Raw genomic sequence first — 13,012 nt, forward strand, 5'->3', positions numbered from 1 at the left:
TAATAACTCCGCTTGAATTTCTTTCAACGCATCAGGAAAAACACTACTTAGTTTCTTTAACGTTTGATTTTCCATTTTGAGTCTTGCTAAATCTTCCAGTTCTCGACGTTTGGTCCAGTACTTCGTTTCTATTTGACTCAACGCTGCCACCTCCGTATTCTCCATCCGGGTATGATTGTCCGTTTTCGACATCCATCATTTCGTTTTCGTAATCAACGTCTGTAACGAATGGGATCTGGCTTTGAATGGTTCGTCTAGAAACAAATTGTGAAAGCTTCGGTAAAGCTTCTGCTAGGTAGCTTAAATCAGTTGGCAACGAACGTGAGAAGGTGAAAATGATTTTCTCTGGATCAATCTTAACTTTCTCGGCAAAATCCAAGTAAGCAGCCATAACCTCAGCACACTCTTTCAATCCTTCTCGGAAATACTGTTCTTTTGTATTTGTCTTGGCTTCCAAACTAATGATTTGCCATTTGCGGGCTTCGCCAGAACTATTCGACTTAAAGACTTCATCATTGAAATCAATTGCTTTACACACCGTATAGAATTGTTTTTTAAGAAGATCGAAATGATATTCATTGAAATCCTTTTGTAAATCCTTTGTCACATAGCCAGCTTTTGCATTGGGATCTTTTAGATTGATGATTCCTAATTGCTCCATCATCTTCTTTGCTTTATCCTCTGAAAGATCAGCGCCAGTAATCAACATATAAGCTAATTTGAATTGTTCAATTTCATTCTGCTGATCAGATAAAACCCGATCGATTGCATCACTGATTTCCTCGGCAACTTCGAAATCACAGTATCGATTTGTATTGTTTTTAAACTCGGTTAGATTGATCACACCTAAAGGATTAGGAACACTGTCCAACGCTTTAAATGCTCCTTGAACCGTGCCAGGATAATCAGTATATCGAGCATAGGTATAAATTTTATGAGGAGTAACCACCTTCATTTCCTCGTAAAACTTCTTTTGATACGGATCGTATTTCTCTTTGATGTACACGGCTCCGTTTTCGTACTTCTCAGCTTTCCATGGTTCAATGTTGCTTGCTCTAAGTTCCCAGCCGTCTTTTGCCTCGAACGGCTCTAACAATCGGAAACCAAGCCCTGTTGCTCCTTGAAATGTTGCAGTATCAGGGTCTAACATTCCAAACCGCATAGAACTTAATTGACTCGTGAGTGTATCAAATTCTTCTGGGGTAGAAGGGGTGCTGATAACATTACCCAGCAACTTATCTCTCATTCGTTGAATGAACGTCCGTTTCTGCTCCGAAACATCATAGTCCCATTTGATCGGTATTCCAGTGAAATGGTTAACTGCTTGATCTACGACCACAGAATACATTCCCGCATGAATCTTATTGTTCACTTTAATGATTTTTGTGTTGGGCTTCTCTCGCTTATCTATTTCATTGGTTTCACTTGTGTAAGCAAGGTACTTTCTTTCTCGATCATCAAAAAATGGCTTCATGTCTTCCATGAAACCATTTGGGTCAAATAACTCTTCTTCAATTTGTGTTGAATACTTCGTTCTTAAACGTTTATATTTTCTCAATGTGATTTCTGAATAAAACAAAGGCTCACCTCCTAGTAAGAAATAAATTCGAAGTCATCTGCTTCAATAATTGTTTCTGCAATTCCTGTAATAGCATCAGGAGCGTCATCATGGGCGTTCTTACCTTCACGTTGGTAACTAACCATAGCTTCGTAAAAATCCGGCCAACGAGTCGCCCAATCATCTGGGTAATAAACATGATTTTCCACCCAAGCGCTGTTTGCTAGTATCCTAGACAGTTTGTTGTCCGATTGATGAAAATCTTCAAATACTGCCCCTCGATACCCACGCTCTTTGGTAATCCTTTCAGAATTCCTTCTAAACCCACGACCACCATTGTTACCTTCAATCCGTACTTTATTAACTCGATTGCGAATGATCATATTAGCGTGGGCTATTTCAGTCGTTTCCATTGGTTCTTTGGTGTACATGACATCAATAATGTAAGCATCATGATCAGACGTTTCAGCAAAAACAGGAGACGCAAAGTAATCGGCACCCTTGTCGGCGGTGTCGGTGTAGTTCCATATCTTGATAATATTGTCGGGCAAAGTGTCATAAGTAAGAAACTTCTGATACAGTCTGCCTTTTTGGTCGATGGGTTCTTGCTGATAATTGGCGTTTGCAATTGCCGTTCCCATTGCTGCACGTTTTTTAACGAAGTCATCGAAAGACAATACATCTGAGCAAAGCATCTTATGGCTTTCTTCATCAAGCAAAGCCTGCATAATGACTGTTCGTAACTTATAACCCATGCTGGGCATTTCTTCCAAAATACGTCCTGCTAAGTCTTTTGAGTGCCACCGTGTCATGATGACAATAATTTTGCCGCCTTTTTCAACACGAGAAAGCATTTGTTTAGTGAACCAATCCCAGTGCTTCTGGAGTTCATTCTCGTTCATGGCCTCCATGATCCCTTTGATGACATCATCAATGATTAACAAGTCAAAACCTTTACCAGTCGCCGAACCGCCGGGAGACGTTGCGAGATAGCTCAATTTAGCGCCTTGTAAAGCCCAACGTTTAGCTGCTGCTGATCCATGTTTAAGCTTGGCCTTTGGAAAAATATCAGTGTAAACGATCTGATCATCAATGACACGCTCTTCAGCGATCGTGTCCCGTACTTCCTTTGAGAAGTCCGTTGCCATGTCTTCATTGTAGGAGCCTGTCGCAACTCTCAACTTAGGGTTGCGCCCTAATTCCCATTCAACGAACCTTCCAGCTGTCAGAGACTTCCCGTGACGTGGCGGGACATTCAGCAACATAATGTCATCATCTGACTGGATGAACGCTTCGAATTCATTGCAAAGTCTTAATAAATATTTTCTATCCGTCTTATAAAAATCAGGGACTACTAACTGGCAATAAGAAAAAAAGTCATCACGCGCTTTACGTAACAACTTCTCCCGTTTTAATTGTTTCAATTCTTTTAAGTATCTGTATTTTTGGATCTTATCCATCTTCATCACTTGCCGTCCCCAATTCGCGTTCCAGTTCGGCAATTCGATCTTCCAACTCGCTATCGGTTAGTCCATCAGCTTTGATATTTACAGTTGATTGAATTTCGTGAACATCAACTGCTTTATAGCCTGCACGGTCGAGCAAATCTTTTGCTGCATTCGCTCTATCTGCATCTTTTGATTCAGGATTATTTAAAATCTCAGAGAGTACACGACGAGCGTCTATAGCATCAAAGAAAAACTCCCGTTTAAGTTCTTTCTCCAACTGCTTTTCCCTTTTTTCTAGATATTCCAAAACTATAGGATTTTGTAGGAGTTGATAAGCTTGAGAACTTGCAGACTTAGAACTATATCCAGCGTCCACAGCAGCTTGCGTCTGGTTCTTTTTTCTGTTTTTAAGGTAAATATCTACGAACTCTTTTTGTTGCCTTGTAGGGCCTCTCACGCTCATGCTGACAATCTCCTTTCTTTAGTTTTTATACATGGTATAATTTTGAGTGAAAGCGAGGTGATTAAATGTCATCAATAGATTTTTATGATAAATCTGGTAAAGCCTTTGGATATATTGATCAAAACAATAATTTTTTCTCTTGGAGCGGAAATCATATCGGTTTTGTAAAAGGCAATGATTTGTACCAAGTAACCGGAAGATGGATAGGATTTATCAAAAACGGGTATATTTTTGATGGAGATGGACGAGCTCTTTTATTCTCTAAAGGTGCTTCAGGTGGTCCTTTACCACCTGTTCCATCAATTCCTCCGATTAAATCAATACCGAGTATTCCATCAATTAATTCCATTCCTGCGATTGCTCCAATTCACCCTATGTCATCACTGTCGTGGTCTGGAAGTAGTCCCAATTTGATTTTTAAATCTTAAACAAGAAGCAGCATGGCACAATAGGAATTCATTTTCCTGAACCAATGCTGCTTCTCTATTTTTTGACAATATCATAATAACTCGGAATCTAGAGGGTTAGTGGTTATACTTTGGTTATATAAAGTGTAGAAAAGGTGTAAAGAATGGCGGTTATTTGAAAGCTACAAGCTCTAGCGCAGAAGCAAATTGAACAACTATTATGCTGGACTCCTGCTTTACTGAATCCTCACTTATATTATTTCGTTGAGCAGTAATGTAAATTGTCAGCCCTCTAAGATAGCGATCCATAAAAATTTTCTTTCGCCTTTCTGTAACATCCGGTTTAAATGGATGCTGTATAGCCACATATCCCTTAACAAACAAATCATGTAGGTATTCAAACTCTTCTTGCGCTTCTTGCTTTTGAATCACAATTTGTTCTGCTTCAAATCCATTATCTACTGTTGAAGGCGGAACTAATGAGTAGCTTGCTGTAATTTTTGGTTCTCTAGGTTGTCCCACTCTACACCTTGCTGATTGATAAGCAGATAGAAAGACTGAAACGTTATGCTTCGTACTCTCTAAATCAACATCTTTTGGATTTGGCGTTTCATATCTACTAACATCAAAAAGTACCATACTCTCAATTCCCCCTGTGATATAATAAACTTGTCGGATTTATTGATCAGCTGGGGAAACCCGGCTTTTTTTATTTTTTCTTTTTATCAGTCCCATTTGCTTCTGCTTTCTGCTGAAGCCGACGCTTCTTCTTTTTAATTTTCGATTTTGTTTTACCCACTTATTTATCCTCCTACCTTCCGTTGCTGCAAAACTAACTTCTTTTTATATGGTTGCCACTGCCAGACATTCTCCGACTGAATATCTACCAGTATTCGCACCCCTGTTTTACCGATATTGGCTGAATATCTAGTAATATCCATTCTCGTAATGCAAGTCAGTCTTTCGTAACCATATTTCTTGGCCACAGTGCGGACTTCCTTCATAACTTCGTTCATGTAATTCTCCTCTATTGGCGACTTTGTTAATGGATGAAATTCCCTAGTCACCATACAAAAACTTTCTTCTGTGTTTCATCAAATTCAACTTCACATGATTCATGAGTGTAAAATTCACCTATCCCCATTTCAGTTACATGGACTTCGAGGTATTTGTCTTCGATTTTCTCTAACTCTTCAATTAATTCTTTGACTGTCAATTTTAAACCTCCTTCATTGGGTCGGTTAGCAGAAGAAACGCTTGATGTTCTGTTTAAGCGTCTCTAGTGCACCGTCATGAGTCTTTTCAAGCTGTCTGACATAGTTCTCTGATTGTTCGATTCCATCTAAATAACCTTGAGTGTACTCGTCCTTATACGCCGGATATTCAGGATCAGTAGAATTAATGTCTTCGATGGTCCACAGCTTATCTAACTCGTCTGAGAACTTCATTTTGCTGCCAACTTTCTTCCACATTCATGGCAAAACTTCCGTCTGATATAAATACAAGTGCCGTCTTCGTATCCTTCCGGGTAAGCTTTAATACGAATAGTTCTTCCTGTTATATCAACGTGCACATAATCTTTGTTTTCTACTTCATGAATTGAACCGTCGCAATATTTACACATCTATTCCGCCACCTCTTTCATTCCCCATTCCGCGAAGGCTGCTAGGACTTGGAACTCTTCTTCTCGATTAAGCTGACGGTAAGCAGCTCGAACCTTTTCGTCTGCCAGTTCTGCTAATTCATAAATCGCAAGCATCGGAACTTTTAAAGCATTGCTATTACTCTTCAACCACTCCAACACGATCTGCTGGTTTGAGTTGAGTTCAACTGGCAACATATCTCGAAACTTATACGTGTTATCAATCAGCCAATACCTGAGAGATGGATCATCTATATAGTAATGACCTGAGTTGTATATTAAATCGCTCATAATACGATCAAACGAACCCTTGGAAAGATTGTGCTTATCAATCCATTCTTTTACGAACTCAATCGTGATATTTTCTTCCATTCTCACACCTACACTTTCTCGACTGTTCCGCCAACAGTATCGGCTGTACGGTTTGCTTCCTTCATTGAGTCGAAATTCATGATTCCATCTTTTTCGTGAGGAGATATCAAACAGCCTCTTCCTTGATAATTGATAAAGTAGCCATTCCCTACTTTTACACGATACTTCGGCTCTTCCTCCACCTCGTAGCCATACTGCATCTTTGTTAATATTTCTAAAGATTTAACACTATTTTTATCCATCCAATTTTTGAAGTCATCCCATCTTTGGTCATCCCAATTTTTTATATATTTCCAAATTCTATACTCTATGTTTTTCTTGTTCATCTCAAACCACTCCGCCACAAACGCTGGCACTTTGACTTTCTGCGGTTCTTTTGCCAGTCCGTAAAGTTTCAACTCTTTCAAGAAATCATCTGTATCAAGGTTGGTTAAGAGCTTTATCGTGCTTGCAAGATTTTCCTCAGATTCGTCTAGTTGCTCGACGTAGTTTATAGCAGTCATATAAGCATTCGCTTTTGATTCATATTCCATGTGCGTCCAGGTTAAAGGTTTAAAGCTTCGTTGAAATGCAAAGGTTTCGTCCAATTTATTATTTAATCGTTCGATTATTTCTTGTTTATTCATTTCATACCTCTTTTCTTACTTGATAGGCTGAGTTAGCCTTCTTTTTAATTACAATCGTTTTGTAAATGCTTTATTTGATATAATCTCCTTATCAGTGAGTGGTCCACTGAAATATTGATAAGGAGGTTAACAATGGGAAAACAATACTATCAAAAAATATGTTTAAACGGTCACCAAGTAACTGATCACTACAGTTCATCTAACAATCCAAATCCACCTGAATTTTGCGAATTATGTGGTGAAAAGGTTATTGTCACCTGCCCTAACTGTGAACAAGCAATTTTAGGTGATAGAGACATTGATGGAGTGATTACAGTTGGATTCACTAAATCAGTTCCAAATTACTGTAAGTCTTGTGGAACACCATTCCCATGGACTCAAAAGATTTTAGAAGGTGCAGCTGAATTAGTCGCGTTAGATGATGGTCTGAGTGATCAAGATAAACAACTTATTGAATCAGCGATTCCCGATTTATTAGTTGATACACCTAAAACTAAAGTTGCTGAAGCAAAATTTTCCAAAGGCTATTCTAAAGCTTCTAAATTAGTTAAAGATTCACTTTATAATTTATTAGTCGATGTTCTGTCGGAAACTGTTAAAAAGACCATCTTTAATTAATTGACTTGCCACACCAACAGCAAAAATTAGAATTTTTCTTGATAACACGATTGCACCAACTACAGTTGGTATAGTCGTGTTTTCTTTTCAAATATTTTATATAGCTGTTCTTCTTAATTTGTCCTTTTGCTCTAATTCTCCTAAATCTAATCGTCATTATTAATCATCCCTCCTTAATTGGCGTGGTTAGAGTACCTTTACTCTTTCCACTCTTAATGAAACTTGTTGTTCGTCATTTTCAGTCCAGCTCGCGGCTACACCGAAAGTTCCGTATATGATTTCTACGTCCATTCCCCTTGCTCGAGCAAATTCATAATCGTCTTTAAAACTATGCATTGCCTTCTTCTTGGAGGAATAAATATCTGGTAATCCCATATCGTCATTAGGCGTCTTTTCAAATAGCCATACGTATTTCATTCGCAATCCCCCTGTTCTTTTGGCCACACATGAATAGAAATCAATTGCTTGCAGCCTTGCAGTATCCGTGCAGATTCTTCCGCCTCTTTAAGACTGTCCGCATGTAAATAGCAGACTGCTATCCGATCGTTATGAGAAATATATCTAACTTGATATTGATTCATTTAAAAACCTCCTTGATAGCCTTCGTTACATTACTTCTTGATAGCCCTCGGATGCGGTGCAAGTTTAATACTTTGCGATTCGTATCCATACTTGTACGACAGTTTACTCAGCAACCGCCACCGTTCTTTTGGAACAGAATGGTCGCCTAGTATGTCGTAAAGAGTTATACCTCTTGTACTTGTTCCAATTCTACTCATAACCAAATTTATTCACTCCTTTATTCCGTCCGATTACGGAACTATTTACTCAATTTGCTTAGCAAATTTCCAATATCGATCATCAATTGATTTTATTTCCAATTCAGTCAATCCACCATCACAATTTGTCCAACATAGCTGATTATTACTAATCTCATTAACCATTCCTATTTTGGGTAGGTCTAAATAGTATTTTGTAACCTGTTCGATCTCTACTTTTTCTTTTGACATTTCGTTTCTCCTTAATTGCCCCAGTTAACCTAACTATTCAGGTACCTATTATCTAATACGACAAAAACAACATTTACCAAAATAATTAATATTGTCCACAATACCCAAAAGTAAATTGCTGATTTTCTACTGATGCTTTTTCCGTATTCGATTTGATCAATCAATGTTCTGTTAGATAATTCAATTCTTTTTCCAAAAGAAGGTACTAGTCCATCTCTACTGGCTTTAGCGATAAAACTAGCTCTAAAACTTTTAGGGACCACATCATAGAAGTATCTAATGTGCGAAGTCTCATAGCGGTAACCACCATAATTTTTCGTACTGATTAATCTAAATTTATCGGTTTTAAAATTGTGATTATAGAATTTTAAATGTTTTGTAATCTTTTTTTCTGATCCAGCATAATCCCAAGTCCAATAAAATTCAGTTGTATATCCTGTCAGATTACCTTTTGAATCATATTGAGGTACTTGCCTTGTATGCATGGTATAAACTTCTCTAGTTTTACATACATACGAAAATTTTTGGTCCAATTCCGAAAAAGTTACTGGTTCAACTGCAGTAAACTTACCTTCTGAAATTAAGTGACCTTGTTCGGTTTCTAATGAATAATCAAAATCCTCTTTAGTTTTTGTTTTTACAGCCGTGTTGTAAATTCTCTCTTTATCGGTTGAAGATTCTAATACCTTGCCTGATAAAAGAAACCCCACACCAATTAACACTGCTGTTATTGCGATACACAAGATTATTTCTCTTTTCGTAACTTCAATTTGTCCCATAAGCTACTTACCAAAAAGATTAGTAGCAACCTTATTATCAACAGTAAACTCTAAATAGTTGTAACTTTGGATATCGTATCCCGATATTGATAAAAATTGTTTTACCGGAAATTTCCGAATATATCGCTTATATTGCTTAACGAAATCGTTATAGTTATCGCGATAATCAGCTAAACGATTTTCTGTGATAGAAAATTCCTTCATCGTTGTTTGGTAATTTTTCTGACTTTTTAAATCAGGATATTTTTCAACCACTACCGACAACTTCTCTGATGCTTTTTCGACATCCCCGCTCTCAGCGGTTTTTCTTGCATCTACGATTTTTTCCAAAGTATTACTTTCATAACTGTTATAATTCTGGATCGCATCAACTAGAATAGAAAACAAATCCACTCTTCGTTGTTCTTCTTTACTAATAGCTGATTTTGATTCAGAAATTGACTCTTCCAAAACTATCGCTTTATTTTCAACAGACTTACAATATAAGAAAGTTGCGAAAAATACAGCGCAGATTGTTCCTGCTATGATTAAAATTAATTTATGGTTTTTCACTTCTGTTAAGCTCCTTTTTACATAATCGATCTAAGAAACAAACCGCTCCTTTTTATACCCAAGTTCTAGAAGATATTCTTCTCGTTGATATAGTGCCGACCGGCGGCTAATTGTGGTCTGAATTCCTTTAGTAATTTGTTTAGCTTTTGAAATAGTTGTGTAGCAAAAGCATCGATTAACTTCATCAACCACTATCGCTGCAATTTCGTCGTGATAGATTCGATACATACAATCACTCCATTTTTATTTTTCCGCTATCCAATAAATAGAGATACAGCAAGCCTGTATCAATGTATTTTTGATCCATGACTTCTGCAACTCTACTAGGAGTCAATCCTAAGGAAAAGAGCGATATAGCACGCTCTATTTCCTCTTTGGACCAAATCCACTTTGCATTTTCTAATATCAAAATCCGATCCTCTTTATTTATAAGGATCATCTTCCGGATCTTCGTCAACTGATTGTTCATCTGATTCAGAATCTTCATTTTCCGGCTGTTCGTTTTCGGGCTCTATTTCGTCTTCTGAGGCGTTCTCTATTTCTTCTGATTGATTAGCTGTTTCTTCTTTTGGCTCCTCGCTGTCGCTTTCTGAGGGTTCAGAACCAGCATCAGCCTCCAAATCAGTTTCATTTGCATCCTGAAAAACAACTTCACCTCGAACTTTATTCCATGCATCAGCAAAAGGAGCGAAATGTTTTCGAGCTTTTTCGATCTCGGTCAATAGGGCGGCGTCAGACATTTCGTAAGCATCAGCTACTTCTCCTAGATCGTCGCCCTGGTCTAACCGAGAGATAACATCACGAGGATTAATGATTCCTGGGAATTCAATTGAATTAGATTTCATGATGTATTCATCAATCAAATCTTTATCAACTTTCTTCTCGATTTCTCGAATATCGATGTTGCCTTTTCCATCAACGTCTAATTGAGTTTGTTCTGTTTCCTTCATTTCGGCTGTGCCGTCAGAATTGACTATCCATTCCTGAACTGGTTTGTTCGTGCTACGATCAAATTTCTGAGTGTAAGAGTAATGATCCGGCAGCATTGCTACGACTACTGTTTTTCCCGATAATTTTCTCAAGTCCTCATATTGCCCATCTAAAGAACCGTTTTTTACTTCCAAGGTAATTTTTGTCAAATCCTCGCTTGCGATATTTATTGATTTGATTGTTGGTTTAAATTCAATTGACATTTATTTGCCCTCCTAATAATTAGTTGCGTCTTTCCAGTGATAATCAAAATTTTTTGTAATATACGGATCTTTTTCATTTAGTGATTTAGTGACTCCTTGAGTGATCACTTTGAAATCATTCTTCCGGATCACTACAGCCTCGACCGGATGTTTGTAAAAAATCGCGAATAGCCTGAAACGTAGTTTGTTCGCTTGATCTATTCCATACATCCCAAAACTATTTTTCACGTCAATCACATGTAGCCAATTTTCATCATGATCTTTAATAATAAAATCTGGTGAATAAGCAATTTGCGTAATCTTGCCGCCTTCCGGGAGTTCCGTTAATTCAGTCAATTTAAAACGTGGATGTACCTCAAACGGCAATCCGCAGTCCTTTACAAAACGCTGGTAAAACAACGCCTCTTTTTCTGAGTCAAATTTGTAGCCGTCAATGACTACCTTTTTTCCTCGCTTATTTAAAGCTGTTGGGCTATTCCCCATCTAAATATCCTTTCCGCATCCAAGCTTGATTCGCTTTCTTGGGCGCCTGTTTCTTCTTCGGTTCAATTTTAGTTCTAACCATTTTTCTATCTGTCCTATCAATCAGTTCTACAACCTTGCCGCCACAAGTTAAGGCGACAGCTTCGGCCATCTCGTAATCGTCATGTTTCTTGGCGTGAACCGAGCTTGGTCTACCGTTTCCATGTTCATCGAGATAACACTCTTTCTTTACGACAAAACTCAAATCGGATTCCTCCTTTTATCAGATGTCTCTTTAAATCGAAAGGCACTTAGTTTATCGTCAGCTTTGGCACCGTTCATCATTCGGGAATAAATTCTTTCACCGTATAAAGTCAGAATTTGTTTTGAATTTAAATTACTGGTAAATATCGTCGCCTTTTCCAGACGAGCTTCGGCCAATGATTGTAATGTTTCAATGACAAATGGTGTCGGTTTTGTTGGGTTCTCTGCTGTTCCCAGTTCTGCTCCTAAATCGTCGATCACACAAACATCCATCTTTTTGATTTCGGTCATTAACGCTCCGCGGATTGACTTCCGAACTTCATCGTCATTGATGGCTACACGTAATTGCTCAAGCAGTTCTCGAAAATTAATGATCCCTACAGTTCGCTTATAATTGGATTTCTCCAATACTTCAAAGATGATCGCTGCTGCTAGATGTGTTTTGCCCGCACCTGGATTACCAGTAAAGATCACATGAAGGTTTTCGTTGTTAAGAATTTTATTCATCCAGTTTTGAGCTTTAAATTTTGCTTGTTGCGTTTCTTGGTCCATCACTTTGTAACTTTCGAAACTACTCCGCCAAACTTTCGTATCAGTTACGATGGAATTCTTTATCATTTTTAATTCGGCAGCTTTTTTCACTGATTCATCAACAATGACTTGATTCTTTTCGCTGTTACGTTTGGTCATTTCCCGGTGGCCACAACCTGGTGCAACACAAACGGGCGCGCATCGTTCTGATCCATCTTTATTTTTGTTTTCCCATTTAAGCATTGGCTCACCACATTTTGGGCAGGCACCAGCTTCAATTAAAGCTCCAAATCGTCTTGTAATTCCTTCGATCAAAAATCATCACCTGATTCTTTCCATTCGCTCGGTTGCGAATTTGATCTTTTATTTTGTTTCCTTGTTTCATTTTTTCTTTCTAACGCAATAACATCATCCAGTGATTTAACACCTTGCTTTTCCCACGAACGAAGAATGCTTTCTGTGTATTTGAAATTTGAAGCATTTCCTTTGGCGGAAATTTTCAATGCTTCAACGACTAATTCAGGAGATAAATCATCGGACCAGTATTGAAGGTTTTCAACCATGAAGGAATTAATCATTCCGAAAACTGATTCGTATGCTTTTACGACTGATTTGAAAGGCGAATTATTTTGCTCCTCTACTACTACAACATTATTCTTATCATTCTTTTCATTCTTGTTAGTTGTTAGCTGACTGTTAGGCGTCTGTGAGGCGACTGTTGGCTGTTCTGTTAGCTCTGAATTTTTTTCTTGATAAATCCCCCAATTAACAATAGTTATCAGCCTATTCTGCTTTGTTGATTGGTTTGTTAAAAAATCGTACTTTTCAAATCTTTTCAGTGCAGTACGAATGTTCTGCAAAGAGATACCTTTTCCGCATTTTTTTCTTATACTTTCGAGTGATGTGACAAATTGACCGGGTTTAGCTTTATAAGGAACGCCTTGCCACTCCCACTCTTTTTCTTCGTGATTGGCCATCGACAAAAGAGTAATCAAAATCACCTTCTGCTCTGGTGATGATTCCAACCAAATCGGTTTTTCTAGTAGTTGACGGTAAAGCTTAATCCATCCACCGGTCATGAAATCAC

At 37.9% G+C, this 13,012-nt stretch carries 22 protein-coding genes; 2 read left to right on the forward strand and 20 right to left on the reverse strand.

The window, feature by feature from the left end:
- Window positions 1-43: 43 nt before the first annotated feature.
- From I592_RS11935 to I592_RS11945, 3 genes are read right to left on the reverse strand one after another with little or no spacing between them, the layout of a single operon-like run.
- Entirely contained in the window at window positions 44-1,579 is a 1,536-nt protein-coding gene (locus tag I592_RS11935; RefSeq protein WP_010779952.1) for a phage portal protein, read from the reverse strand.
- Window positions 1,580-1,590: 11 nt separating this feature from the next.
- Window positions 1,591-3,024 carry a phage terminase large subunit gene (terL, locus tag I592_RS11940; RefSeq protein ID WP_010779951.1) on the reverse strand — a complete coding sequence of 478 codons (1,434 nt, stop codon included), beginning with the start codon at window positions 3,022-3,024 and terminating at the stop codon, window positions 1,591-1,593.
- Window positions 3,011-3,469, reverse strand: a complete 459-nt coding sequence (locus I592_RS11945) for a terminase small subunit (protein ID WP_010779950.1) — start codon at window positions 3,467-3,469, stop codon at window positions 3,011-3,013. The genes terL and I592_RS11945 overlap by 14 nt, the downstream gene beginning before the upstream one ends.
- A 65-nt stretch (window positions 3,470-3,534) precedes the next feature.
- On the opposite strand from I592_RS11945, the gene I592_RS11950 reads away from it, so the two are divergent.
- Window positions 3,535-3,897, forward strand: coding sequence for a 4-fold beta flower protein (locus I592_RS11950; RefSeq protein WP_010779949.1), 363 nt, complete (start codon window positions 3,535-3,537; stop codon window positions 3,895-3,897).
- 150 nt (window positions 3,898-4,047) lie between these two features.
- Here the strand turns inward: I592_RS11950 and I592_RS11955 are convergent, their stop codons facing one another.
- The 6 genes from I592_RS11955 to I592_RS11980 form a co-directional block, all read right to left on the reverse strand.
- Window positions 4,048-4,515 carry an ArpU family phage packaging/lysis transcriptional regulator gene (locus I592_RS11955; RefSeq protein ID WP_010779948.1) on the reverse strand — a complete coding sequence of 156 codons (468 nt, stop codon included), beginning with the start codon at window positions 4,513-4,515 and terminating at the stop codon, window positions 4,048-4,050.
- A gap of 164 nt (window positions 4,516-4,679) precedes the next feature.
- Window positions 4,680-4,892 carry a hypothetical protein gene (locus I592_RS11960; protein WP_010779947.1) on the reverse strand — a complete coding sequence of 71 codons (213 nt, stop codon included), beginning with the start codon at window positions 4,890-4,892 and terminating at the stop codon, window positions 4,680-4,682.
- 47 nt (window positions 4,893-4,939) lie between these two features.
- A complete protein-coding gene (locus I592_RS21425; protein WP_010779946.1) occupies window positions 4,940-5,092 on the reverse strand; it encodes a hypothetical protein in 153 nt (50 codons plus the stop codon).
- A gap of 25 nt (window positions 5,093-5,117) precedes the next feature.
- Window positions 5,118-5,348, reverse strand: a complete 231-nt coding sequence (locus I592_RS11965; protein ID WP_139243600.1) for a hypothetical protein — start codon at window positions 5,346-5,348, stop codon at window positions 5,118-5,120.
- Window positions 5,349-5,500: 152 nt separating this feature from the next.
- Entirely contained in the window at window positions 5,501-5,890 is a 390-nt protein-coding gene (locus I592_RS20740; RefSeq protein ID WP_010779943.1) for a hypothetical protein, read from the reverse strand.
- A gap of 8 nt (window positions 5,891-5,898) precedes the next feature.
- Window positions 5,899-6,516: a DUF1642 domain-containing protein gene (locus tag I592_RS11980; RefSeq protein ID WP_010779942.1), complete on the reverse strand. Its 618-nt coding sequence runs from the start codon at window positions 6,514-6,516 to the stop codon at window positions 5,899-5,901.
- 132 nt (window positions 6,517-6,648) lie between these two features.
- On the opposite strand from I592_RS11980, the gene I592_RS11985 reads away from it, so the two are divergent.
- A complete protein-coding gene (locus tag I592_RS11985) occupies window positions 6,649-7,134 on the forward strand; it encodes a DUF2321 domain-containing protein (RefSeq protein WP_010779941.1) in 486 nt (161 codons plus the stop codon).
- A gap of 186 nt (window positions 7,135-7,320) precedes the next feature.
- On the opposite strand, the gene I592_RS11990 is transcribed toward I592_RS11985, so the two are convergent.
- The 11 genes from I592_RS11990 to I592_RS12040 form a co-directional block, all read right to left on the reverse strand.
- Window positions 7,321-7,551 (reverse strand): hypothetical protein, encoded by a 231-nt coding sequence (locus I592_RS11990; protein WP_010779940.1) that lies wholly within the window; start codon window positions 7,549-7,551, stop codon window positions 7,321-7,323.
- Complete coding sequence (locus tag I592_RS21430; protein WP_010779939.1) at window positions 7,548-7,715, reverse strand: hypothetical protein; 168 nt, start codon at window positions 7,713-7,715, stop codon at window positions 7,548-7,550. The genes I592_RS11990 and I592_RS21430 overlap by 4 nt, the downstream gene beginning before the upstream one ends.
- A gap of 243 nt (window positions 7,716-7,958) precedes the next feature.
- On the reverse strand, window positions 7,959-8,144 hold the full coding sequence (locus I592_RS11995; protein WP_010779938.1) for a hypothetical protein: 186 nt from the start codon (window positions 8,142-8,144) through the stop codon (window positions 7,959-7,961).
- A 29-nt stretch (window positions 8,145-8,173) separates the two neighbouring features.
- Complete coding sequence (locus I592_RS12000; RefSeq protein ID WP_010779937.1) at window positions 8,174-8,923, reverse strand: hypothetical protein; 750 nt, start codon at window positions 8,921-8,923, stop codon at window positions 8,174-8,176.
- Window positions 8,924-8,926: 3 nt separating this feature from the next.
- Complete coding sequence (locus I592_RS12005) at window positions 8,927-9,475, reverse strand: LemA family protein (protein WP_010779936.1); 549 nt, start codon at window positions 9,473-9,475, stop codon at window positions 8,927-8,929.
- Window positions 9,476-9,707: 232 nt separating this feature from the next.
- A complete protein-coding gene (locus I592_RS12015) occupies window positions 9,708-9,884 on the reverse strand; it encodes a hypothetical protein (protein WP_244265175.1) in 177 nt (58 codons plus the stop codon).
- Between the two features lie 13 nt (window positions 9,885-9,897).
- Window positions 9,898-10,668, reverse strand: coding sequence for a hypothetical protein (locus I592_RS12020; protein WP_010779934.1), 771 nt, complete (start codon window positions 10,666-10,668; stop codon window positions 9,898-9,900).
- 12 nt (window positions 10,669-10,680) lie between these two features.
- On the reverse strand, window positions 10,681-11,151 hold the full coding sequence (locus tag I592_RS12025) for a DUF1064 domain-containing protein (protein ID WP_010779933.1): 471 nt from the start codon (window positions 11,149-11,151) through the stop codon (window positions 10,681-10,683).
- Complete coding sequence (locus I592_RS12030) at window positions 11,141-11,395, reverse strand: hypothetical protein (RefSeq protein ID WP_010779932.1); 255 nt, start codon at window positions 11,393-11,395, stop codon at window positions 11,141-11,143. Before I592_RS12030 ends, I592_RS12025 begins: the two co-directional genes overlap by 11 nt.
- Window positions 11,392-12,168: an ATP-binding protein gene (locus I592_RS12035; protein WP_049944392.1), complete on the reverse strand. Its 777-nt coding sequence runs from the start codon at window positions 12,166-12,168 to the stop codon at window positions 11,392-11,394. Before I592_RS12035 ends, I592_RS12030 begins: the two co-directional genes overlap by 4 nt.
- 68 nt (window positions 12,169-12,236) lie before the next feature.
- The gene (locus I592_RS12040; RefSeq protein WP_010779930.1) at window positions 12,237-13,004 is read right to left on the reverse strand and encodes a DnaD domain-containing protein; all 768 of its coding nucleotides are present in this window, start codon (window positions 13,002-13,004) and stop codon (window positions 12,237-12,239) included.
- Between the last annotated feature and the right edge of the window lie 8 nt (window positions 13,005-13,012).

Origin of the sequence: Enterococcus gilvus ATCC BAA-350 (assembly GCF_000407545.1) — a bacterium.
Lineage (GTDB): Bacteria > Bacillota > Bacilli > Lactobacillales > Enterococcaceae > Enterococcus_A > Enterococcus_A gilvus.

Excerpts from the sequence above, each read along its gene's own strand:
- I592_RS20740 (WP_010779943.1), bottom strand. The coding sequence starts at position 5,890 with ATGGAAGAAAATATCACGATTGAGTTCGTAAAAGAATGGATTGATAAG.
- I592_RS11985 (WP_010779941.1), top strand. The coding sequence starts at position 6,649 with ATGGGAAAACAATACTATCAAAAAATATGTTTAAACGGTCACCAAGTA.
- I592_RS11995 (WP_010779938.1), bottom strand. The coding sequence starts at position 8,144 with ATGTCAAAAGAAAAAGTAGAGATCGAACAGGTTACAAAATACTATTTA.
- I592_RS11960 (WP_010779947.1), bottom strand. The coding sequence starts at position 4,892 with ATGAACGAAGTTATGAAGGAAGTCCGCACTGTGGCCAAGAAATATGGT.
- I592_RS12040 (WP_010779930.1), bottom strand. The coding sequence starts at position 13,004 with ATGACCGGTGGATGGATTAAGCTTTACCGTCAACTACTAGAAAAACCG.
- I592_RS21430 (WP_010779939.1), bottom strand. The coding sequence starts at position 7,715 with ATGAATCAATATCAAGTTAGATATATTTCTCATAACGATCGGATAGCA.
- I592_RS11965 (WP_139243600.1), bottom strand. The coding sequence starts at position 5,348 with ATGTGGAAGAAAGTTGGCAGCAAAATGAAGTTCTCAGACGAGTTAGAT.
- I592_RS11950 (WP_010779949.1), top strand. The coding sequence starts at position 3,535 with ATGTCATCAATAGATTTTTATGATAAATCTGGTAAAGCCTTTGGATAT.
- I592_RS12020 (WP_010779934.1), bottom strand. The coding sequence starts at position 10,668 with ATGTCAATTGAATTTAAACCAACAATCAAATCAATAAATATCGCAAGC.
- I592_RS11980 (WP_010779942.1), bottom strand. The coding sequence starts at position 6,516 with ATGAATAAACAAGAAATAATCGAACGATTAAATAATAAATTGGACGAA.
- I592_RS11945 (WP_010779950.1), bottom strand. The coding sequence starts at position 3,469 with ATGAGCGTGAGAGGCCCTACAAGGCAACAAAAAGAGTTCGTAGATATT.
- I592_RS11955 (WP_010779948.1), bottom strand. The coding sequence starts at position 4,515 with ATGGTACTTTTTGATGTTAGTAGATATGAAACGCCAAATCCAAAAGAT.
- I592_RS12035 (WP_049944392.1), bottom strand. The coding sequence starts at position 12,168 with ATGCTTAAATGGGAAAACAAAAATAAAGATGGATCAGAACGATGCGCG.
- I592_RS12000 (WP_010779937.1), bottom strand. The coding sequence starts at position 8,923 with ATGGGACAAATTGAAGTTACGAAAAGAGAAATAATCTTGTGTATCGCA.
- terL (WP_010779951.1), bottom strand. The coding sequence starts at position 3,024 with ATGAAGATGGATAAGATCCAAAAATACAGATACTTAAAAGAATTGAAA.
- I592_RS12025 (WP_010779933.1), bottom strand. The coding sequence starts at position 11,151 with ATGGGGAATAGCCCAACAGCTTTAAATAAGCGAGGAAAAAAGGTAGTC.
- I592_RS11990 (WP_010779940.1), bottom strand. The coding sequence starts at position 7,551 with ATGAAATACGTATGGCTATTTGAAAAGACGCCTAATGACGATATGGGA.